Origin of the sequence: Streptomyces nanshensis, assembly GCF_001751255.1 — a bacterium.
In the GTDB taxonomy this organism is placed as follows: domain Bacteria; phylum Actinomycetota; class Actinomycetes; order Streptomycetales; family Streptomycetaceae; genus Streptomyces; species Streptomyces nanshensis_A.
In genome coordinates, this window is record NZ_LJGW01000354.1 from 1 (window position 1) to 15,843 (window position 15,843).

Sequence of the window (15,843 nt, forward strand, 5' to 3'; positions counted from 1 at the left end):
CCCCGCCGCCGCTGGGCCGGGGCGGCACGGGCGGCTCCGGGCACTGACGGGCCGCAGGGCGCGCGGAGCGCGACGGGCGCCAGCCGCGCACCACGGCGCCGAACCGGCACACGGGACGGGCCGTCGTCACCGTTGACCGCGCCGGGAGCCGCGGCCCAAGATCGTCGTGGAACGCGGGGGCGGACGGAGCAGGTACGGGGCCGGTACCCAGACGACCAGCACCAGGGAGCGACCATGAGCACCAACGACCCGCCTGCGCGGCGCAGTTCGGCCTGGTTCGCGGCGGAGGGACGCAACGGCTTCATCCACCGCTCCTGGATGCGCAACCAGGGGTTCGGACCGGAGGTCTTCGACGGGCGGCCCGTCATCGGCATCGGCAACAGCTGGTCCGAACTCACGCCCTGCAACGCCCACTTGCGCGACGTGGCCGAGGCGGTCAAGCGCGGCGTGTGGGAGGCGGGCGGACTGCCGCTGGAGTTCCCGTCCATGTCGCTCGGCGAACCGCTGATGCGTCCCACCACGATGCTCTACCGCAATCTGATGGCCATGGAGGTCGAGGAGACCCTGCGGGCCAACCCCCTCGACGGCGTCGTGCTGCTCTCCGGCTGCGACAAGACCACCCCCGCGATGCTCATGGGCGCCGCGAGCGTCGACATCCCGGCGCTGATGGTCACCGGCGGACCGATGCTCAACGGCAAGTTCCGCGGCAGGGACATCGGTTCGGGCACCGCCGTGTGGAAGCTCAGCGAGGAGATGCGCGCCGGGAAGCTCACGGAGGAGGACCTGCGCGAGGCCGAGGGCTGTATGTCGCGCAGCCGCGGCCACTGCATGACGATGGGCACCGCCTCCACGATGGCGTGCATGGCCGAGGCGCTGGGCATGCAGCCCTCCGGCGGCGCGGCCATCCCGGCGGTGGACGCCCGGCGTTACGCGCTGGCGCAGGCGTCCGGACGGCGGGCCGTGCAGCTCGTCGAGGAGGATCTGCGGCCCTCGCGGGTGCTCACGCGCGAGGCGTTCGAGAACGCGATCCGGGTGAACGCCGCGCTCGGCGGCTCGACCAACGCCGTCGTCCATCTGCTGGCCCTGGCCGGACGCGTCGAAGTCCCCCTGGAACTGGCCGAGTTCGACCGGCTGACAGCCGAGGTCCCGGTGCTCGCCGACATGGTGCCCTCCGGCCGCTTCCTGATGGAGGACTTCTACTACGCGGGCGGACTGCCCGTCGTCATACGGGAGTTGGGCGATCTGATCCACCGCGGATGCGTCACCGTCACCGGCCGGACCGTCGGGGAGGAGACCGCCGGGGCGGAGTGCTACGACCGCGAGGTCATCCGCACCGTGGCCGAACCGTTTATGCCGGCGGGCGCCGGGACGGCCGTGCTGCACGGCAGCCTGTGTCCCGACGGTGCGGTGCTGAAGGTGTCCGCGGCCGATCCGCGGCTGCTCACCCACCGCGGACGCGCCCTCGTCTTCGACACCGTCGAGGAGTACACGGCGGCGGCCGACGATCCCGCGCTGCCGGTGGACTCCTCGACCGTCCTCGTGGTGCGCGGCGCCGGGCCCAAGGGCTATCCGGGCTTCCCCGAGGTGGGCAACGTCCCTGTGCCGAAGGTGCTGTTGGAGGCCGGCGTCGAGGATCTGGTGCGGATCAGCGACGCGCGGATGAGCGGTACGGGATACGGCACCTGTGTGCTGCACGTCGCGCCCGAGTCGGCCGTCGGCGGGCCGCTGGCGCTCGTGCGTACGGGAGACACCGTCGAACTGGACGTGCCCGGGAGGCGGTTGGACCTGTGCGTGGACGAGGCCGAACTCGCGTCGCGCGCAGATGAGTTGGCCCGGCAGACCGCCTCCGGAGACGGCGCAGGCGGGGGAGAGGGCGGCGCGGGACGGAGTGCGCGGCGCGGCTGGGCGAAGCTGTACACCGAGCATGTGATGCAGGCCGACCGCGGCGCGGACCTGGACTTCCTCACGGGCGGCAGCGGCAGCGGCGTACCGCGCCACTCGCACTGACACCGCTGACACACCGCCGACACCGCCGGCGGGGCCGGTGCCGAACGGGCCGCAGGGGGCGGGCCGTCGACGGCGGCCCGCCCTCCGTGCGCCGTGCCCGGCTCAGCGCCTGGCCGGCTTCTTCGGGGGAAGGGTCACCGGCCGGTCGTTCTTGAGCTGGTCGAAGAGCTTCTTCGCCTGCACGGTGTTCCAGCGCAGCGCGCTGCCCTTCGACGTCGCGATGCCGCCCGCCGTGGGCACGTTGACCTGCTTCCCGCCGCCCTTCGAGACGCCCTGCACCGAACGGAACATCGTCGTCAGAGCCTTCATGCTCATCGAGTCGTCCACGATGAGGGTGTCCAGGCCCGCGCTGAGCGCCGGGTACATGTCGGACGGATTGAGCATCGTGCGCGGCGACGTCGCCTTGTGCGCCAGCGCGGAGAGGAACTTCTGCTGGTTCTGCGTACGCCCGAGGTCGCCCTCCTTCTCCTGGTGGCGCTGGCGTACGAAGGCGAGGGCCTGCGCGCCGTCCAGCGTCTGGCAGCCCTTGCGCAGGTCGGCGCCGGAGTCCTCGTCCTTGATGTCGCGCTCGATGCACATCGGGACGCCGCCCACGGCGTCGACGATGTTGACGAACCCGGCGAACCCGATCTCGGCGTAATGGTCGATGTGCAGCCCGGTGTTGTGCTCGATGGTCGCTATCAGCAGCTCCGGGCCGCCTATCGAGAACGCCGCGTTGAGCTTGTTCTTCGCCGGCTTGGAGGTCTTGCCGGTGGACGGGCGCTTGTAGCCGGGGACGGTCACCCACGAGTCGCGGGGGAGGCTCATCATCGTGGTGCCGTGTGCGCCCTTGTGCATGAGGATCATCGAGTCCGTACGGCGGCCGCCGAAGACACCGGTCTTCAGCTTCTTGCGGTCCTCCGCGGAGAGCCCCTCACGGCTGTCGGAGCCGACGATCAGGTAGTTGGTGCCCTTGCCGGACGCGGGACGGCCGCTGAACTTGTTCAGATCCACGTCCCGTTGGAGCTTCGTCTCGGCCCAGGCGAAGGTGCCGCCCGAACCGACGAGGACCGTCACCACCAGCAGCACCACGGCACGCCGCAGCGGACGCCGGGGCTTGGGGGGCTTCGGGGTGCGCGGGGGAGTGGGCCCGAAGCGGGAGTTGTTCTCGCGGGAGGGAGGACCGCCGCCCATGCCGCCGCCGTGTCCTCCCGGGCCGCCGGGACCTTGAGGACCGCCGGGCCCTCCCGGTCCGCCCGGTCCGCCGGGTCCGCCCATGCCGCCGCCGTGTCCGCCCGTCCCCACGGGCGGACCGGGTCTGCCGGGATGCTGAGGGTGCCCGGGCCCCTGCGGACGGACGCCCGGCGGGGGCGCGGGCGACTGCGGGGGAGGCGCGGTGCGGCGCCCCGCCGGCTCCGTACGCGACCCGGCCACCTCGCCCCTGATCGTCTCCCGGGTCTCCCAGGACGGACGCAGCGGCTGGTCCCCGTCGGTGTACCGCGACGGGCCGCGGACGTTCACCGGATCGGAGACGGCCCAGCCCTGCCCCGTCCCGGACCAGCCGTGCGCGCTGGAGCCCTCGGGTCCGTGGGACCTCCACTCACCGGCCAACTCCGCGGTGTGGCCTGGAGAATCCCCCGGAAACGCCTGCGGCGTCTCGCCCTCGGCCCACTGGTCAAGTGGGTCCCTCATGGTCGAACTCTCCCTCGATCACTTCGCTTCGGTCAGGTGCACTCGTTCACTTCGTCATCAGGCTCTTGCGCTGTACGGGCTCGCTGAGCAGGTACTCGTCGGCCGTGCCCGTCCTGCTCATGCGCTGCCACTTGAGCCTGTTGCCGAGCATGGCGGTCACCACCGACTGGATGATCACCAGGTACAGCAACTGCCGGTAGACGAAGAGCTGAAGCGGCAGTGCCCACAGCTCCCGTTTCGGTTCGTTGTCCAGCTTCAGGGCGTAGGCGGCCGTGACCATCTGGACGGCCATGAAGCCGAGCCAGACTCCCACAGCTTCGGTCGGGTCGCGGAAGATGACGCCGTAGAGGAAGAAAACGTCGACGACGGGCGCGAAGAGCGGCAGCGTGATCTGGAAGAGCGCCAGATAACTGAGCCCTCGGCGGCCGAAGCGGCCCGCGGGTCCGACCTCCAGCACCGCGCGCCGGTGCTTCCACATCGACTGGAGCGTGCCGTAGCACCAGCGGTAGCGCTGGCGCCACAACTGGCCCAGGCTGCTGGGTACTTCCGTCCACGCGATGGCCGACTCCTCGTAGACGACGCGCCAGCCGGCCCGCCACAGCGCCATCGTCAGATCGGTGTCCTCGGCGAGGGTGTCGTCGCTGACGCCGCCGATGCCCATCAGTGCGTCCCGGCGGAAGGCGCCGATGGCGCCGGGCACCGTCGGCATGCACTCCAGCACCTCGAACATGCGGCGGTCGAGGTTGAAGCCGAAGACGTACTCCAGGTGCTGCCATCTGCCCAGCAGACCCGTCCTGTTGCCCACCTTGGTGTTGCCGCTCACCGCGCCGATCGCCGGGTGGGCGAGCGGCTGGATGAGACGGAAGAGGGCGTCCGGTTCGAAGACCGTGTCCGCGTCGACCATCACGACGATCTCGTGACGCGCGTAGCCCAGACCGGTGTTGAGCGCTCCCGGCTTCCCCCGGTTGGGCTGGCGGATGACCGTCACCCGGGGGTCGCGGATGCCCTCGGCGATCTGCGCGGTGCGGTCCGTGGAGCCGTCGTCGATGACGATCACCTGGAGATAGGGATGCGTCGAGGCCAGCAGTGAACGCACCGTGGCCTCGATCCCCGCCTCCTCGTTGTGCGCGGGGACGAGGACCGTCACCGGCTCGTCGACCTCCCGCAGCCACGGCGCCCCGGGACGGAATCTCTGCAGCCGCCGCATGTGGACGCGGGCGAAGAGGACGAGCATCAGCAGCCGCAGCACGCCGAGGGCACCGGCGACGCCCAGGCCCCAGGCCATGGCGCCGGTGAAGAAGCGGCCCAGGGTGCGCGCCCATATCAGCCCCTCACCCCGCAGCCGTTCGGCCGCGGTCACCGTCGACATCGGGGACTGCTGTCCCAGCCCTCCTGTGACGGTGGTGAACCTCTTCACGTTCCGGTTCCGGAGGAGATGCTCAGCTTCGTGATAACCCAGATCCGTGTGGCTGTACTGCCGGATCACGCCCTGCGAGGGCTTACGGGACTTCTTGTCGATGGCGACCAGCAGATAGCCCTGCTTCGCGCTCTTCTGCGCCGCCGTCCACTCCTTGCCGCACATGGTGTCCGCGGCCTTGGTGTGCGGCAGGCGCAGCAGGCCCGTGTTGACGCCGGCGGTGCCCGCCAGCGCGGTCTGGGTGAGGGAGAGCTCCATCTGGGCGCGGACGGGGGAGGCGACGCCCAGATCACCGCCCGTGTAGGTGTAGGAGCCGATCTCGTGTCCCTCGGCACGGATGCGCCGCACCAGTTCGGGGTGGCGGGTGGCCTGCGATCCGTAGACGAAGAAGGTGGCCTTGGCGTGGTGGCGGCGCAGGAGGTCCAGGATGCGCGGCGTCCACGCCGGGTCCGGACCGCCGTTGAAGGTCAGTGCGGCGGTACGGGCCGGCATGGACGCGGTCTCGACTTTGTCGCCGTCGAGACGCAGCACCGGGTCCCCGTTGTCCGCGGCACGCGGAATCGGGGTGGTGCAGGGGGCCTTGGTGCGTGCGGCGTCGACCTCGTGGTTCGTCCAGCCCTCGAAGAGGAGGGCGGCGGTGACCACGGGAAGGAAGAGCACCAGCAGCAGCCAGTGCCCCCTGGGGTCTCGGCGCAGCGCGTGCCGGCTCACCTTGTCGCGCCGCCGGGACGGGCCGAAGCATTGGCTGGCGTGGGGGTGGTCCGTGCGGGGTCGCGCCGGCTGTAGGGGGTGGGGGGTGTGGTCTTACGGTCGGGCCTGGTCGAGGCCGAAGGGTCGTGGGGGGAGGACGAGTTGTGGGGGGAGGCTGAGCGGGCCGGGAAGTGTGCACCCGCCGGTACATCGGAGTCGTCCTGTGGGGAGCTGCTGGGCAGTGGCTTGTCCATGCGCGGGGGTTGATCCCCCACGGGGTCCTGGACGCCACCGAACACTGCTACGAAGAGCGCCATGTACCCGGTGCAGGCGCACCCGACGGTCACTGCCGCATATCGGACGAGTCGTCTCCGCCGACCTGAACTGGCAATGAATATCGGGTGATTCTCGTCTGCACGCCTCCGACGGCTGTGGTTCATGGATCGCATGGGGCGTGAGTGTAGCCAGCCGAGAACGCGGGCGACCCGGAAAGATTCAGTAATCCACCTGTGAACTGTGTCGCCCTCGCCCGGGGTTCGCTGAGCAGCCTTCTCAATCTCATGGTTCACCACTCTTGATCGGAGTACAGGTCTCCCCCCGGTTCCCCTCACCGCATGATGCCGGTCGCGGGCGGCGGTGTACGCGGACTGCGCAGGGAAGGGCTTGTCCTCACCGCAGGGACGCGCTGAGGACAGTTGGCGTGGAAATCCGCCCCGTCCTGTCACGTCGTGTACGCGGACGGGGTTACGACGGGGGTACACGGCCCGTTTCGGGGAGGTTGCCGGGGTGGGAAAACCGCTGGTGGGGGCGGAGTTGATGCGCGTAGCTGCAAGGCCGGTCCGACGCACCGTCAGCTACGGAAGCGCATACGCGAAGCTGGTCGTTCCGCACCTTTCACCGGTTTTGTCGCCGGGGCGGTCCGATGTGAATCGGCCGTCGTGCGGGGCGAGGTTGGCTGGATCCGGCCGCTCCATACCGGTCGGTCACCCTCACCATGTATAGCTGCGGCTCCGGGCAGAATTCCGCAGGGAACTTGCGAATACGACGCGTAACCGCCCTTGCGGAAATGCCTTTTGGTTTCCGTCATGGAATGACGAATTGCATGAGCCAGAAGAAGAGCCCTCTTCCGCTGAAACACGACATTCCGCACCGGCTCCGTTGTTGTTCATCGCGGGCGCTCGCCGATATGAACACGATGTAAAGATTCTGTGCCCGCCGCGTCGCCCGGAGCTGCGCGAAGCCGCCGCGGCGACGGGAGAGCTGCCGGGGGTGAACGCACGGGGAAACACCGGGAGTCGGCGGGTGCCGCCGAAGGCGCGACGGCCGCTCGGTGCGCCGTCCGCGTTCTGCTCCCGCACCGGCCGTTCCGGCTGTGGGGGACCCGGCGGGCGCCGTGCCGCACCGGCGGCGAACACCCGCCCGTATACGGAGAGTTGACGGGCGCCGCCCGGTGCCGCGCCGTGCCGCTCCCCGAAGTCCCGTACGCCGACGCGCTGTTGGCACCGCAGACGGGCGAACCGGTCAGCGCCGCGGAGGCTTCCTGCGCGGATGCGGCCGTACGGACGGCATGCGCACCACCGCCTGGTGCACCGCTCCGGACAGCCGTCCCGGCGCCCGTACGACGACCGGACCCGGCCCCTCCACGGGGAAGCGCCTGGCCCCCGCCGCCGTCCGCGCCCGCTCCCGCGTCTGCTCCCGTGTGCGTGCGCGCATACGGGCCCGCTTCCGCGCCCGCGTCAACGCCCCGTCCCGCCGCCCGGAACCGGCCACCACCCGCGCCACGGGCCGCCGTACGGGATGGCCCGCCGTGTCCGCCGACAGCACGATCAGTCCCCACGCGGTGACCGCGCCCGCGATCAGCGCCCCCACCGCGCCCGCCGCCCCGAACCGGAAGCCCTCGCCGAGCAGCACGATGCCGACGGCCGCCGCGAAGGCCGGGTTCACCACCGTCATCGTCGCCAGCGGCGCCGCNCGCCAGCGGCGCCGCCAGCCCGCCGCCGCGGTAGGAGGACTGCGAGGCCGCGAGCCCGCCCGCCGCGAGCAGACCGATGAGGATCAGCAGCGGCGCCGCGCTCCACAGACCGGAGAGCGAGAGGGTCCAGGTGTCGGCGACGGTCTTGATGAACACCGACGCGGCGCCGTAGGCCACGCCCGCCGCCCCCGCGAGCGCGACGGACCGCAGCATCCGCGCCCGCCGCCCGACCGTCGTCGCCGTCGTCACCAGCAGCGCGAGCAGCCCGGCGACCGCGGCGGCCAGCGTGATCTGCCCCGCCCCGCCGAGCCCGTGCACGGGAGCGGACCCGGTGAGCACCAGCAGCACGGCCAGCCCGCCGGAGACGATCACGATCCCGCGCCAGGCCGTCGCGCTCACCGGCCGGCTGACGAGCACGGCCGCGAGCGGCGGCGCCAGCACCAGGGTCAGCACGCCCAGCGGCTGTACGACGGTGAGCGGCCCCAGGCCCAGCGCCCCCACGTGCAGCAGCGCCCCGAGGCTGTTCAGCGCGACCGCTCCCCACCAGCGCGGCGAGCGCAGCAGCCCGTACCGGCTGGGTGGTGTCGTGGCCGCGATGCGCTCCTGGACGATGGCCGCCGTGGCGTAGCAGACGGCCGAGACGAGCGACAGCAGCACCGCTGCCAGCAGTGCGTTCACGGACGATCCGTGCGGAATGTCCACATCCGGTTCATACCGTCAACGATGCCTCGCCCGGCGCCGCCTGTCCTCGTCCGCCGGGTGAGTCCTCGCCTACGGCCTCAGGAGTACACAGCCGGGCTCTCGTGCACCACAGGTGCTACGTACGGCGGCGTCCCGCTCACCCGGAGGAGACGCCTCCGCCGGGTGGAGCGCCCTGGTCCGGGCTGAGGACACCCAGCGCGACCAGCGCGAGGATGGCGACCCCCAGCAGCACCCGGTAGATCACGAAGGGCATGAAACTGCGGGTGGAGATGTACTGCATGAACCAGGCGATCACCGCGTACGCCACCACGAAGGCGAGGACCGTCGCGAAGATCGTCGGCCCCCACGAGACATGGCCCTCGCCGATCTCCGTCAACTCCAGTGCGCCGGAGGCCAGTACGGCGGGGATCGCGAGCAGGAACGAATAGCGGGCCGCGGCCTCACGGGTGTAGCCCATGAAGAGGCCGCCGCTGATGGTGGCGCCCGAGCGCGAGACGCCGGGCACCAGCGCGAGCGCCTGGGCGCAGCCGTAGAGCAGACCGTCCTTGACGTTCAGCTCCGCGATCGTCTTCCGCGGACGCCCGTGCCGGCCCTGCCGCGGACCGGCGTCGCGCGCGGCGAGCCGGTCGGCGACGCCGAGGATGACACCGAGGACGATCAACGTCGTCGCGATCAGCCGCAGATCACGGAACGGCCCCTCGATCTGGTCCTTGAACGCCAGCCCCAGTACGCCGATCGGGATCGAGCCGACGATCACCAGCCAGCCGAGCTGCGCGTCGTGGTCGCGCCGCATCCCGCGGTCGACGAGGGAGCGGAACCAGGCGGAGAGGATCCGTCCGATGTCCTTGCGGAAGTAGATGATGACCGCGGCCTCGGTGCCGATCTGGGTGACGGCGGTGAAGGCGGCCCCGGGGTCGTGCCAGCCGGCGAAGGCCGCGGTGAGCCGCAGATGGGCGCTGGAGGAGATCGGCAGGAACTCGGTCAGTCCCTGGACGAGCCCGAGAATGAACGATTCGAACCAAGACATCTGCGCGCACCCGTCCTCGCCCCGGCACTGATCACGCGCAGCACACTACAGCCATCCGCATGACGTCCCGGACGGGGCCCGGTACGGGTCCGAGGGGGCGGAGCGGGGGCAGATCAGAGGCAGGTCACGGGTACGGGACGCGCTCCCGGTGGGCCGCATCAGGGGCCTCCCGCGCCGCCGTCGGCGTCTCCGCCGGCGCACCGCCGCGGAGCAGCGCCCGCTTGCGCCAGGCCAGCACGGCACCGCCGAGACCGGAGAGCGCGATGAAGCCGAAGGCGGCGAGGAAGACGGGCGAGGTGGGTGCCGTGGCGTGGCTGCCAGCGACGACGTAGGCCGCGGTGTTGGGGACGACGCCCACGGCCGTCGCGGTCAGAAAGGCCGTCCATCCCATGCGGGAGACGGCGGCGCCGTAGTTGGAGGCGGCGAAGGGGACGCCCGGCAGCAGTCTGATGAAGAGCATCGAGCGGAACCCGTGGCGGCTGAGCTGCCGGTCGGCCGCGGTCAGCCAGCGTGCCCGCAGCAGCGGGCGCAGCGCGTCCTGGCCCAGCACCCGCCCGAGCCCGAAGGCCAGACCGGAGCCGATGACCGTGCCGACGACGGCGGCGACCGTCCCGGCCTGGGTGCCGAAGAGCGCACCCGCGGCGACGTTCAGTACGGGCCGCGGGACGAACGCCGCGGTGCACAGCCCGTACGCCACTGTGAACAGCACGCCCGCGAGGCCGCCCGAGAGATGTGCGGGCATCCCCTCGGTGACGTACTGCTGCGGCTCGTACACCAGCATCGATATCCCCGCGGCGCACAGCAGCACCAGCAGCGCCGCGAGCCGGCACCTCGGGGAGAGCAGCGTCTGTGCCAGGCGGGTGGGGGGACCGTCTGACTGCCGCGTGGAGGGGACGGACACGCGGCGAGCGTAACCGACGTACATGGCCGCCCGCCGGGCGAGAGCGACATGACTCGTCCGCAGAACCGTCACGATCCCTGCGCGGAAACCCGGCCCGCCGCGGCCCGGCGCCCCTGCTCAGCGGGGGCTTCGCGGACGGGCGGCGAACGCCCCCTCACGCGCGCCCGTACGCGAGAAAAATCAGGTGACGTACGGCTGTTGAGGCGCCAGCATCGTTCGCATGTTCCGGCAGACCCTTCACTCGGCACGGCCCGCGGCAGCGGGCCTGCTCGGGGCTGCCGATTCCTCGCCCGCCGGCCTGGCCGGCGCCACCGCTGCCGCCGCCGGCGCCCGAAGCTGACCCTTCCCGGATCGCACCGAGGACCCCGCAGGGGGAGGGTCGGCCGGATCGAGGGGTCCCGTTCCCGCAGCGCCGCATGCGGCGCGCAGCAGACGAGGAAGTACCAGGGACATGGCCAAGCAGGCGTACGTGCGCACCAAGCCGCATCTCAACATCGGCACCATGGGGCACGTCGACCACGGCAAGACGACGCTCACCGCCGCCATCACCAAGGTCCTCAGCGACCGCGGCAGCGGCAGCTTCGTACCGTTCGACCGCATCGACAAGGCGCCCGAGGAGGCGGCGCGCGGCATCACGATCACCATCGCGCACGTCGAGTACGAGACGCAGACCAGGCACTACGCCCACGTCGACATGCCGGGGCACGCGGATTTCGTCAAGAATATGGTGACCGGCGCCGCGCAGCTCGACGGCGCGATCCTCGTGGTCTCCGCCGTCGACGGCGTGATGCCGCAGACCGCCGAACACGTGCTGCTCGCACGGCAGGTGGGCGTCGAGCACGTCGTCGTCGCCCTCAACAAGGCGGACGCGGGCGAGGAGGAGCTGACCGAACTCGTCGAGCTGGAGGTGCGCGAACTGCTCAGCGCGCACGGCTACGCCGGGGACAGCCTCCCCGTCGTACGGGTCTCCGGGCTGCGTGCGCTGGAGGGCGACCCGCGCTGGACGGGAGCGATCGAGGCGCTGCTCGACGCGGTGGACACCTATGTCCCCGTACCGGAGCGGTATCTCGACGCACCCTTCCTGCTGCCGGTGGAGAACGTGCTGACGATCACCGGACGCGGCACGGTCGTCACCGGTGCCGTCGAGCGCGGCACGGTGGCCGTCGGCGACAAGGCGGAGGTGGTCGGCGCCGGCGTCGAGACCGTGGTGACCGGTGTGGAGACCTTCGGCAAGCCGATGGAGGAGGCGCAGGCCGGGGACAGCGTGGCGCTGCTGCTGCGCGGCGTCCCGAGGGACGCGGTGCGGCGCGGTCACATCGTCGCCCTGCCCGGCAGCCTCACGCCGCGGCGGCGCTTCGGTGCGCGGGTACGGCTGCTCGCCACGGCGGACGGCGGCCGCCGCACCCCGGTGCACAGCGGCTACCGGCCGCAGTTCTATCTGCGTACGGCGGACGTCGTGGGCGAGGTCTCCCTCGGGGCCGACGGCGTCGCCCTGCCCGGCGAAACCGTCTCCCTCGACGTGGAGTTGGGGCAGGAGGTGCCGCTGGAGGAAGGGCTCGGCTTCGCCGTACGCGAGGGCGGCCGGACCGTCGGTGCGGGCACGGTCACCCGCGTCGGCGACGTGTGAACACCGGCGCGCGGAGCGCCCGCCGGGAGTGACCGGCGGGTCCGGCGGGTCCGGTGGGAGATGACCGGCGGGGGGAATGGCCCGGTCCGGGTGTGCGGCAGGCGGGAGCCCCGCACGTCCGGACCGGGCAGGACCGGGCCCACAATGGCCGGGTGGAGAACGAGCCGATACCCGTGACGCGTGCCGTGGACAGCGGCACCGCCAAGCTGCTGCCCGACATCGACCGTGAGGGCGGCTGGCTGCTCACGGTCGACGGCACGCCCCAGTCCTACGTCGATCTGCTCGACGCCACCCACCTGGAGTTCGAGTACGCGCGCCGCGTCGCCCACGTACTGGATCTGGCCGCGCCTCCTCAACAGCCCCTGGACGTCGTGCACTTGGGCGGCGGCGCCCTCACACTGGCGCGCTATGCGGCGGCCACGCGGCCCGGTTCGCGTCAGCGGGTCGCCGAGGGCGACGCGGCCCTGCTCGCCTTCGTCGAGGAGCGGTTGCCGCTGCCGCCCGGCTCCGGGATCTCCCTCGCGGCCGTGGACGCCCGCGAGTTGCTCGACGCCTCGCCCGCCGCGTCGGCCGACGCCGTGATCGCCGACGTCTACGGCGGCGTCCACGTACCGGCGCATCTGACCACCGTCTCCTACGCCCGGGCCGTCGGCCGTGTGCTGCGCGAGCGGGGCGTGTGCCTCCTCAACGTCGCCGACGCCGCGCCGCTGCGCTTCGCCGCCTCCCAAGTGGCCACGTTCCGCACGGTGTTCGAGCACATGTGCCTGGTGGCCGAGCCGTCGGTGCTGCGCGGGCGCCGCTTCGGCAACATCGTGCTCGTCGCCTCCCGCGAGCTGCTGCCCGTCGACGAACTCGCCCGCCGTGCCGCCTCGGACGCTTTCCCGGCCCGCGTCGTGCACGGGCCGGCGCTGGAGCGTCTCGTCGGCGCGGCCGAGCCCGTACAAGACGGTGCCGCGGCGCCCTCGCCGGAGCCGCCGGACGGGGCCTTCACCATCGGCTGACCCGCCGCCCGCCGCCCGGCGCCCCGGCGCAGCCGTCGGCGCACCACCGCACGTGCCGTCGCCGTCCCCGGCGCCGTGCCCCAAGACGCCCCTGGCCGCGAGTGGTTACCCAGTGGTAATTTACGGCCATGCCAACAGACTCCCTCGCGTCCATCGGCCAGATGATGGCGGACACCGTCCCGATGGTCCGCACCCTCGGCCTCGAGTTCAGCGAGACCAGCGCCGAGCGCGCCGTCGTCTCGCTGCCCGACCAGAGCGCGTACCACAACCACGTCGGCGGCCCGCACGCCGGCGCCATGTTCACGCTCGCCGAGTCCGCCAGCGGCGCCGTCGTCCTCGCGGCCTTCGGCGGCCAGCTCGACCGTGCCGTCCCGCTGGCCGTACGGGCCGAGATCGGCTACAAGAAGCTCGCCATGGGGGCCGTGACCGCGACCGCGGAGATCGGCCGGCCCGTCGCCGAGGTGCTGGCGGAACTGGACGAGGGCAAGCGGCCCGAGTTCCCCGTCGAGGTGCGCATCGCCCGCGAGGACGGAGTCGTCACGGGAGAGATGACGATCGTCTGGACGCTGCGCCCCCACGGCTGAGGGCGGCAGCCGGAGACATACGCCGACGGCCGGGCGGCGGCGCCGGGTGCGGCCGTCCGCCGTGCCGTCCCGTGTTTCCCCGCATCGAGTAGGCTGCCCGGCACGTGTCCGGCGCCGTACGGGCGCGTGCGCGGGAGCGGCCGACCGACGCCTCCCACGCTGTTCGCCGGTGGGAGGAAGTCCAGTTGCACGAGGTCCAGGAGCTGCTCCAGAGCGTGCCGGCCGTGAGCGTCTACCTCCTGGTCGGCGTCGTCATCGGGCTGGAGAGCCTGGGCATTCCGCTGCCCGGTGAGATCGTCCTCGTCAGCTCCGCGCTTCTCGCCTCCCAGCACGGCGAGATCGACCCGCTGATCCTCGGCGCCTGCGCGAGTACGGGCGCGATCGTCGGCGACTCCATCGGCTACGCCATCGGCCGCAAGGGCGGCAAACCGCTGCTGGTCTGGCTCGGGCGGAAGTTCCCCAAGCACTTCGGGCCGCACCATGTCGCCACCGCGGAGCGGGCGTTCGAGCGGTGGGGGATGTGGGCGGTCTTCTTCGGCCGCTTCGTCGCGCTGCTGCGGATCTTCGCCGGGCCGCTCGCGGGCGTGCTGCGGATGCCGTACTGGAAGTTCCTCATCGCGAACGTGCTCGGCGGCATCGTCTGGGCGGGCGGCACCACAGCCGTCATCTACTACGTGGGCATCGTCGCCGAGGCCTGGCTCAAGCGGTTCTCCTGGCTGGGCCTCGTCCTCGCGGTGCTCTTCGGGATCGGCTCGACGCTGGTGATGCGACGGCGCGCCCGTAAGGCCGACGCCGGACGGGCCGCCGCCGAGGCCGCGGACGGCACCGCGGCGGAAGCGCAGCCCGCCGGTTCCGCGGCCCGCGGCGACTGACGGCCACGGACGCCGCACGGCGGCGCGGCGCGGCCCTCGGAGGTTCAGCTCTCGCGGGGCGTGACCTCGTCCCGGTGCTTGCGGGCCAGGTGCTGGTACATCGCGGCGTTCGCCTTGATGCCCTCGCGCTCCTCGTCCGTCAGCTCCCGCTTGATCTTCGCGGGCACCCCCGCCACCAGCGAACCGGGCGGGATCTGCATGCCCTGCGGTACGAGCGCGTGCGCCGCGACGAGCGAACCGGAGCCGATGCGGGCGCCGTTGAGGACGGTGGCGCTCATGCCGACCAGGACGTCGTCCTCCACGGTGCAGCCGTGCAGCACGGCGTTGTGCCCCACAGAGACGCCGGCGCCGATGTGCGTGGGGAAGCCGGGGTCGGCGTGGACGGTGCAGTTGTCCTGGATGTTGGAGCCCTCGCCGAGCCTGATCAGATCGCAGTCGCCGCGCAGCACCGCCCCGTACCAGACGCTGGAGCCCGCCTCCAGGGTCACGTCTCCCACGACCACGGACGTCGGCGCCGCGTACGAATCCTCACCGAGCTTGGGCTCGCTGCCGCCGATTCCCGCGATCACCGGTCGCTGCTCCGTCATCGTCTTCTCCCCGCTCGCTTCCCGGCCGGACCTGCACCGGCCCCTCATGTGAACCGTATGCGATGGGTGGGCGCCAGATCACAGGGCCCTCGGGCCCTGAAGGCCCCGCCGCGCGGCTACCGTGGCCGCGTGCCATCCATCCGGAACCTCCTCGCCGCGCTGGCGTCCCGCGCGGTGCACGGCATCTGGCGCCGGGCGCAGTACGCGGGGGCCATCACGGCCGAGCGGCCCGGACCGCACGCCTTCCGGCGCATCGGCACCGGCACGCGGCTGGCCTTCCCGCAGGGCACCGTCTTCGGTACGCCCTGGATCGAGCTGGGCGACCACTGCGTCATCGGGCAGGAGGTCACCCTCGCCGCCGGGATGCTGCCGGACCAGGACCTCGGCCCGGACACCGTGCTCACCCTGGGCAACGGCGTCGTCCTGGGACGCGGAAGCCATGTCATCGCGGACGCGCAGGGCTCCGTCACCTTCGGCGACGACGTCTACTGCGGCCCGTACGTCTACGTCACCTCGACCAACCACTCCTACGACGATCCGCATGAGCCCGTCGGCAAGCAGTGGCCGCGCAGCGCCGCGGTCGAGATCGGCAGCGGAAGCTGGCTCGGCGCGGGTGCGGTGATTCTTCCCGGCGCACGGCTGGGCCGGAACGTGGTGGTCGCCGCCGGTGCGGTCGTACGCGGGGAGGTGCCCGGCCACGCGGTCGTCGCGGGGGCGCCGGCGCGGATCGTGCGCCGCTGGGAGGGGGAGCGGGGCTGGCAGCCGCCGCTGCGCACCCCGGCGCC

The 15,843-nt window shown here is 72.0% G+C and carries 11 protein-coding genes; 6 read left to right on the forward strand and 5 right to left on the reverse strand.

The window, feature by feature from the left end:
• The first annotated feature begins 234 nt into the window (after positions 1 to 234).
• Positions 235 to 2,007 (forward strand): IlvD/Edd family dehydratase, encoded by a 1,773-nt coding sequence (locus AN218_RS21135; protein WP_070018473.1) that lies wholly within the window; start codon positions 235 to 237, stop codon positions 2,005 to 2,007.
• Between the two features lie 102 nt (positions 2,008 to 2,109).
• Here AN218_RS21135 and AN218_RS21140 read toward each other — a convergent pair whose 3' ends face one another.
• From AN218_RS21140 to AN218_RS21165, 4 genes are all read right to left on the reverse strand, one after another.
• On the reverse strand, positions 2,110 to 3,678 hold the full coding sequence (locus AN218_RS21140; protein WP_079132415.1) for an LCP family glycopolymer transferase: 1,569 nt from the start codon (positions 3,676 to 3,678) through the stop codon (positions 2,110 to 2,112).
• A 46-nt stretch (positions 3,679 to 3,724) separates the two neighbouring features.
• On the reverse strand, positions 3,725 to 5,806 hold the full coding sequence (locus AN218_RS21145) for a bifunctional polysaccharide deacetylase/glycosyltransferase family 2 protein (protein WP_070018475.1): 2,082 nt from the start codon (positions 5,804 to 5,806) through the stop codon (positions 3,725 to 3,727).
• A gap of 2,789 nt (positions 5,807 to 8,595) precedes the next feature.
• Positions 8,596 to 9,486, reverse strand: coding sequence for an undecaprenyl-diphosphate phosphatase (locus AN218_RS21160; protein WP_070018478.1), 891 nt, complete (start codon positions 9,484 to 9,486; stop codon positions 8,596 to 8,598).
• A 124-nt stretch (positions 9,487 to 9,610) separates the two neighbouring features.
• Positions 9,611 to 10,387 carry a TVP38/TMEM64 family protein gene (locus AN218_RS21165; protein WP_070018485.1) on the reverse strand — a complete coding sequence of 259 codons (777 nt, stop codon included), beginning with the start codon at positions 10,385 to 10,387 and terminating at the stop codon, positions 9,611 to 9,613.
• Positions 10,388 to 10,838: 451 nt separating this feature from the next.
• Between AN218_RS21165 and tuf the strand changes: the two genes are divergently transcribed.
• The 4 genes from tuf (at position 10,839) to AN218_RS21185 (ending at position 14,471) form a co-directional block, all read left to right on the forward strand.
• Complete coding sequence (tuf, locus tag AN218_RS21170) at positions 10,839 to 12,014, forward strand: elongation factor Tu (protein ID WP_070018479.1); 1,176 nt, start codon at positions 10,839 to 10,841, stop codon at positions 12,012 to 12,014.
• A 152-nt stretch (positions 12,015 to 12,166) separates the two neighbouring features.
• Entirely contained in the window at positions 12,167 to 13,015 is an 849-nt protein-coding gene (locus AN218_RS21175) for a spermidine synthase (protein WP_070018480.1), read from the forward strand.
• A 128-nt stretch (positions 13,016 to 13,143) separates the two neighbouring features.
• Complete coding sequence (locus tag AN218_RS21180; RefSeq protein ID WP_070018481.1) at positions 13,144 to 13,599, forward strand: DUF4442 domain-containing protein; 456 nt, start codon at positions 13,144 to 13,146, stop codon at positions 13,597 to 13,599.
• Positions 13,600 to 13,784: 185 nt separating this feature from the next.
• Positions 13,785 to 14,471 carry a DedA family protein gene (locus AN218_RS21185; protein WP_070018482.1) on the forward strand — a complete coding sequence of 229 codons (687 nt, stop codon included), beginning with the start codon at positions 13,785 to 13,787 and terminating at the stop codon, positions 14,469 to 14,471.
• A 44-nt stretch (positions 14,472 to 14,515) separates the two neighbouring features.
• Here AN218_RS21185 and AN218_RS21190 read toward each other — a convergent pair whose 3' ends face one another.
• The gene (locus AN218_RS21190) at positions 14,516 to 15,058 is read right to left on the reverse strand and encodes a gamma carbonic anhydrase family protein (RefSeq protein WP_070018483.1); all 543 of its coding nucleotides are present in this window, start codon (positions 15,056 to 15,058) and stop codon (positions 14,516 to 14,518) included.
• A gap of 57 nt (positions 15,059 to 15,115) precedes the next feature.
• Here AN218_RS21190 and AN218_RS21195 point away from each other — a divergent pair.
• Positions 15,116 to 15,843 (forward strand): acyltransferase (locus AN218_RS21195; RefSeq protein WP_079132417.1); only part of this gene is annotated, 728 nt, incomplete at its 3' end.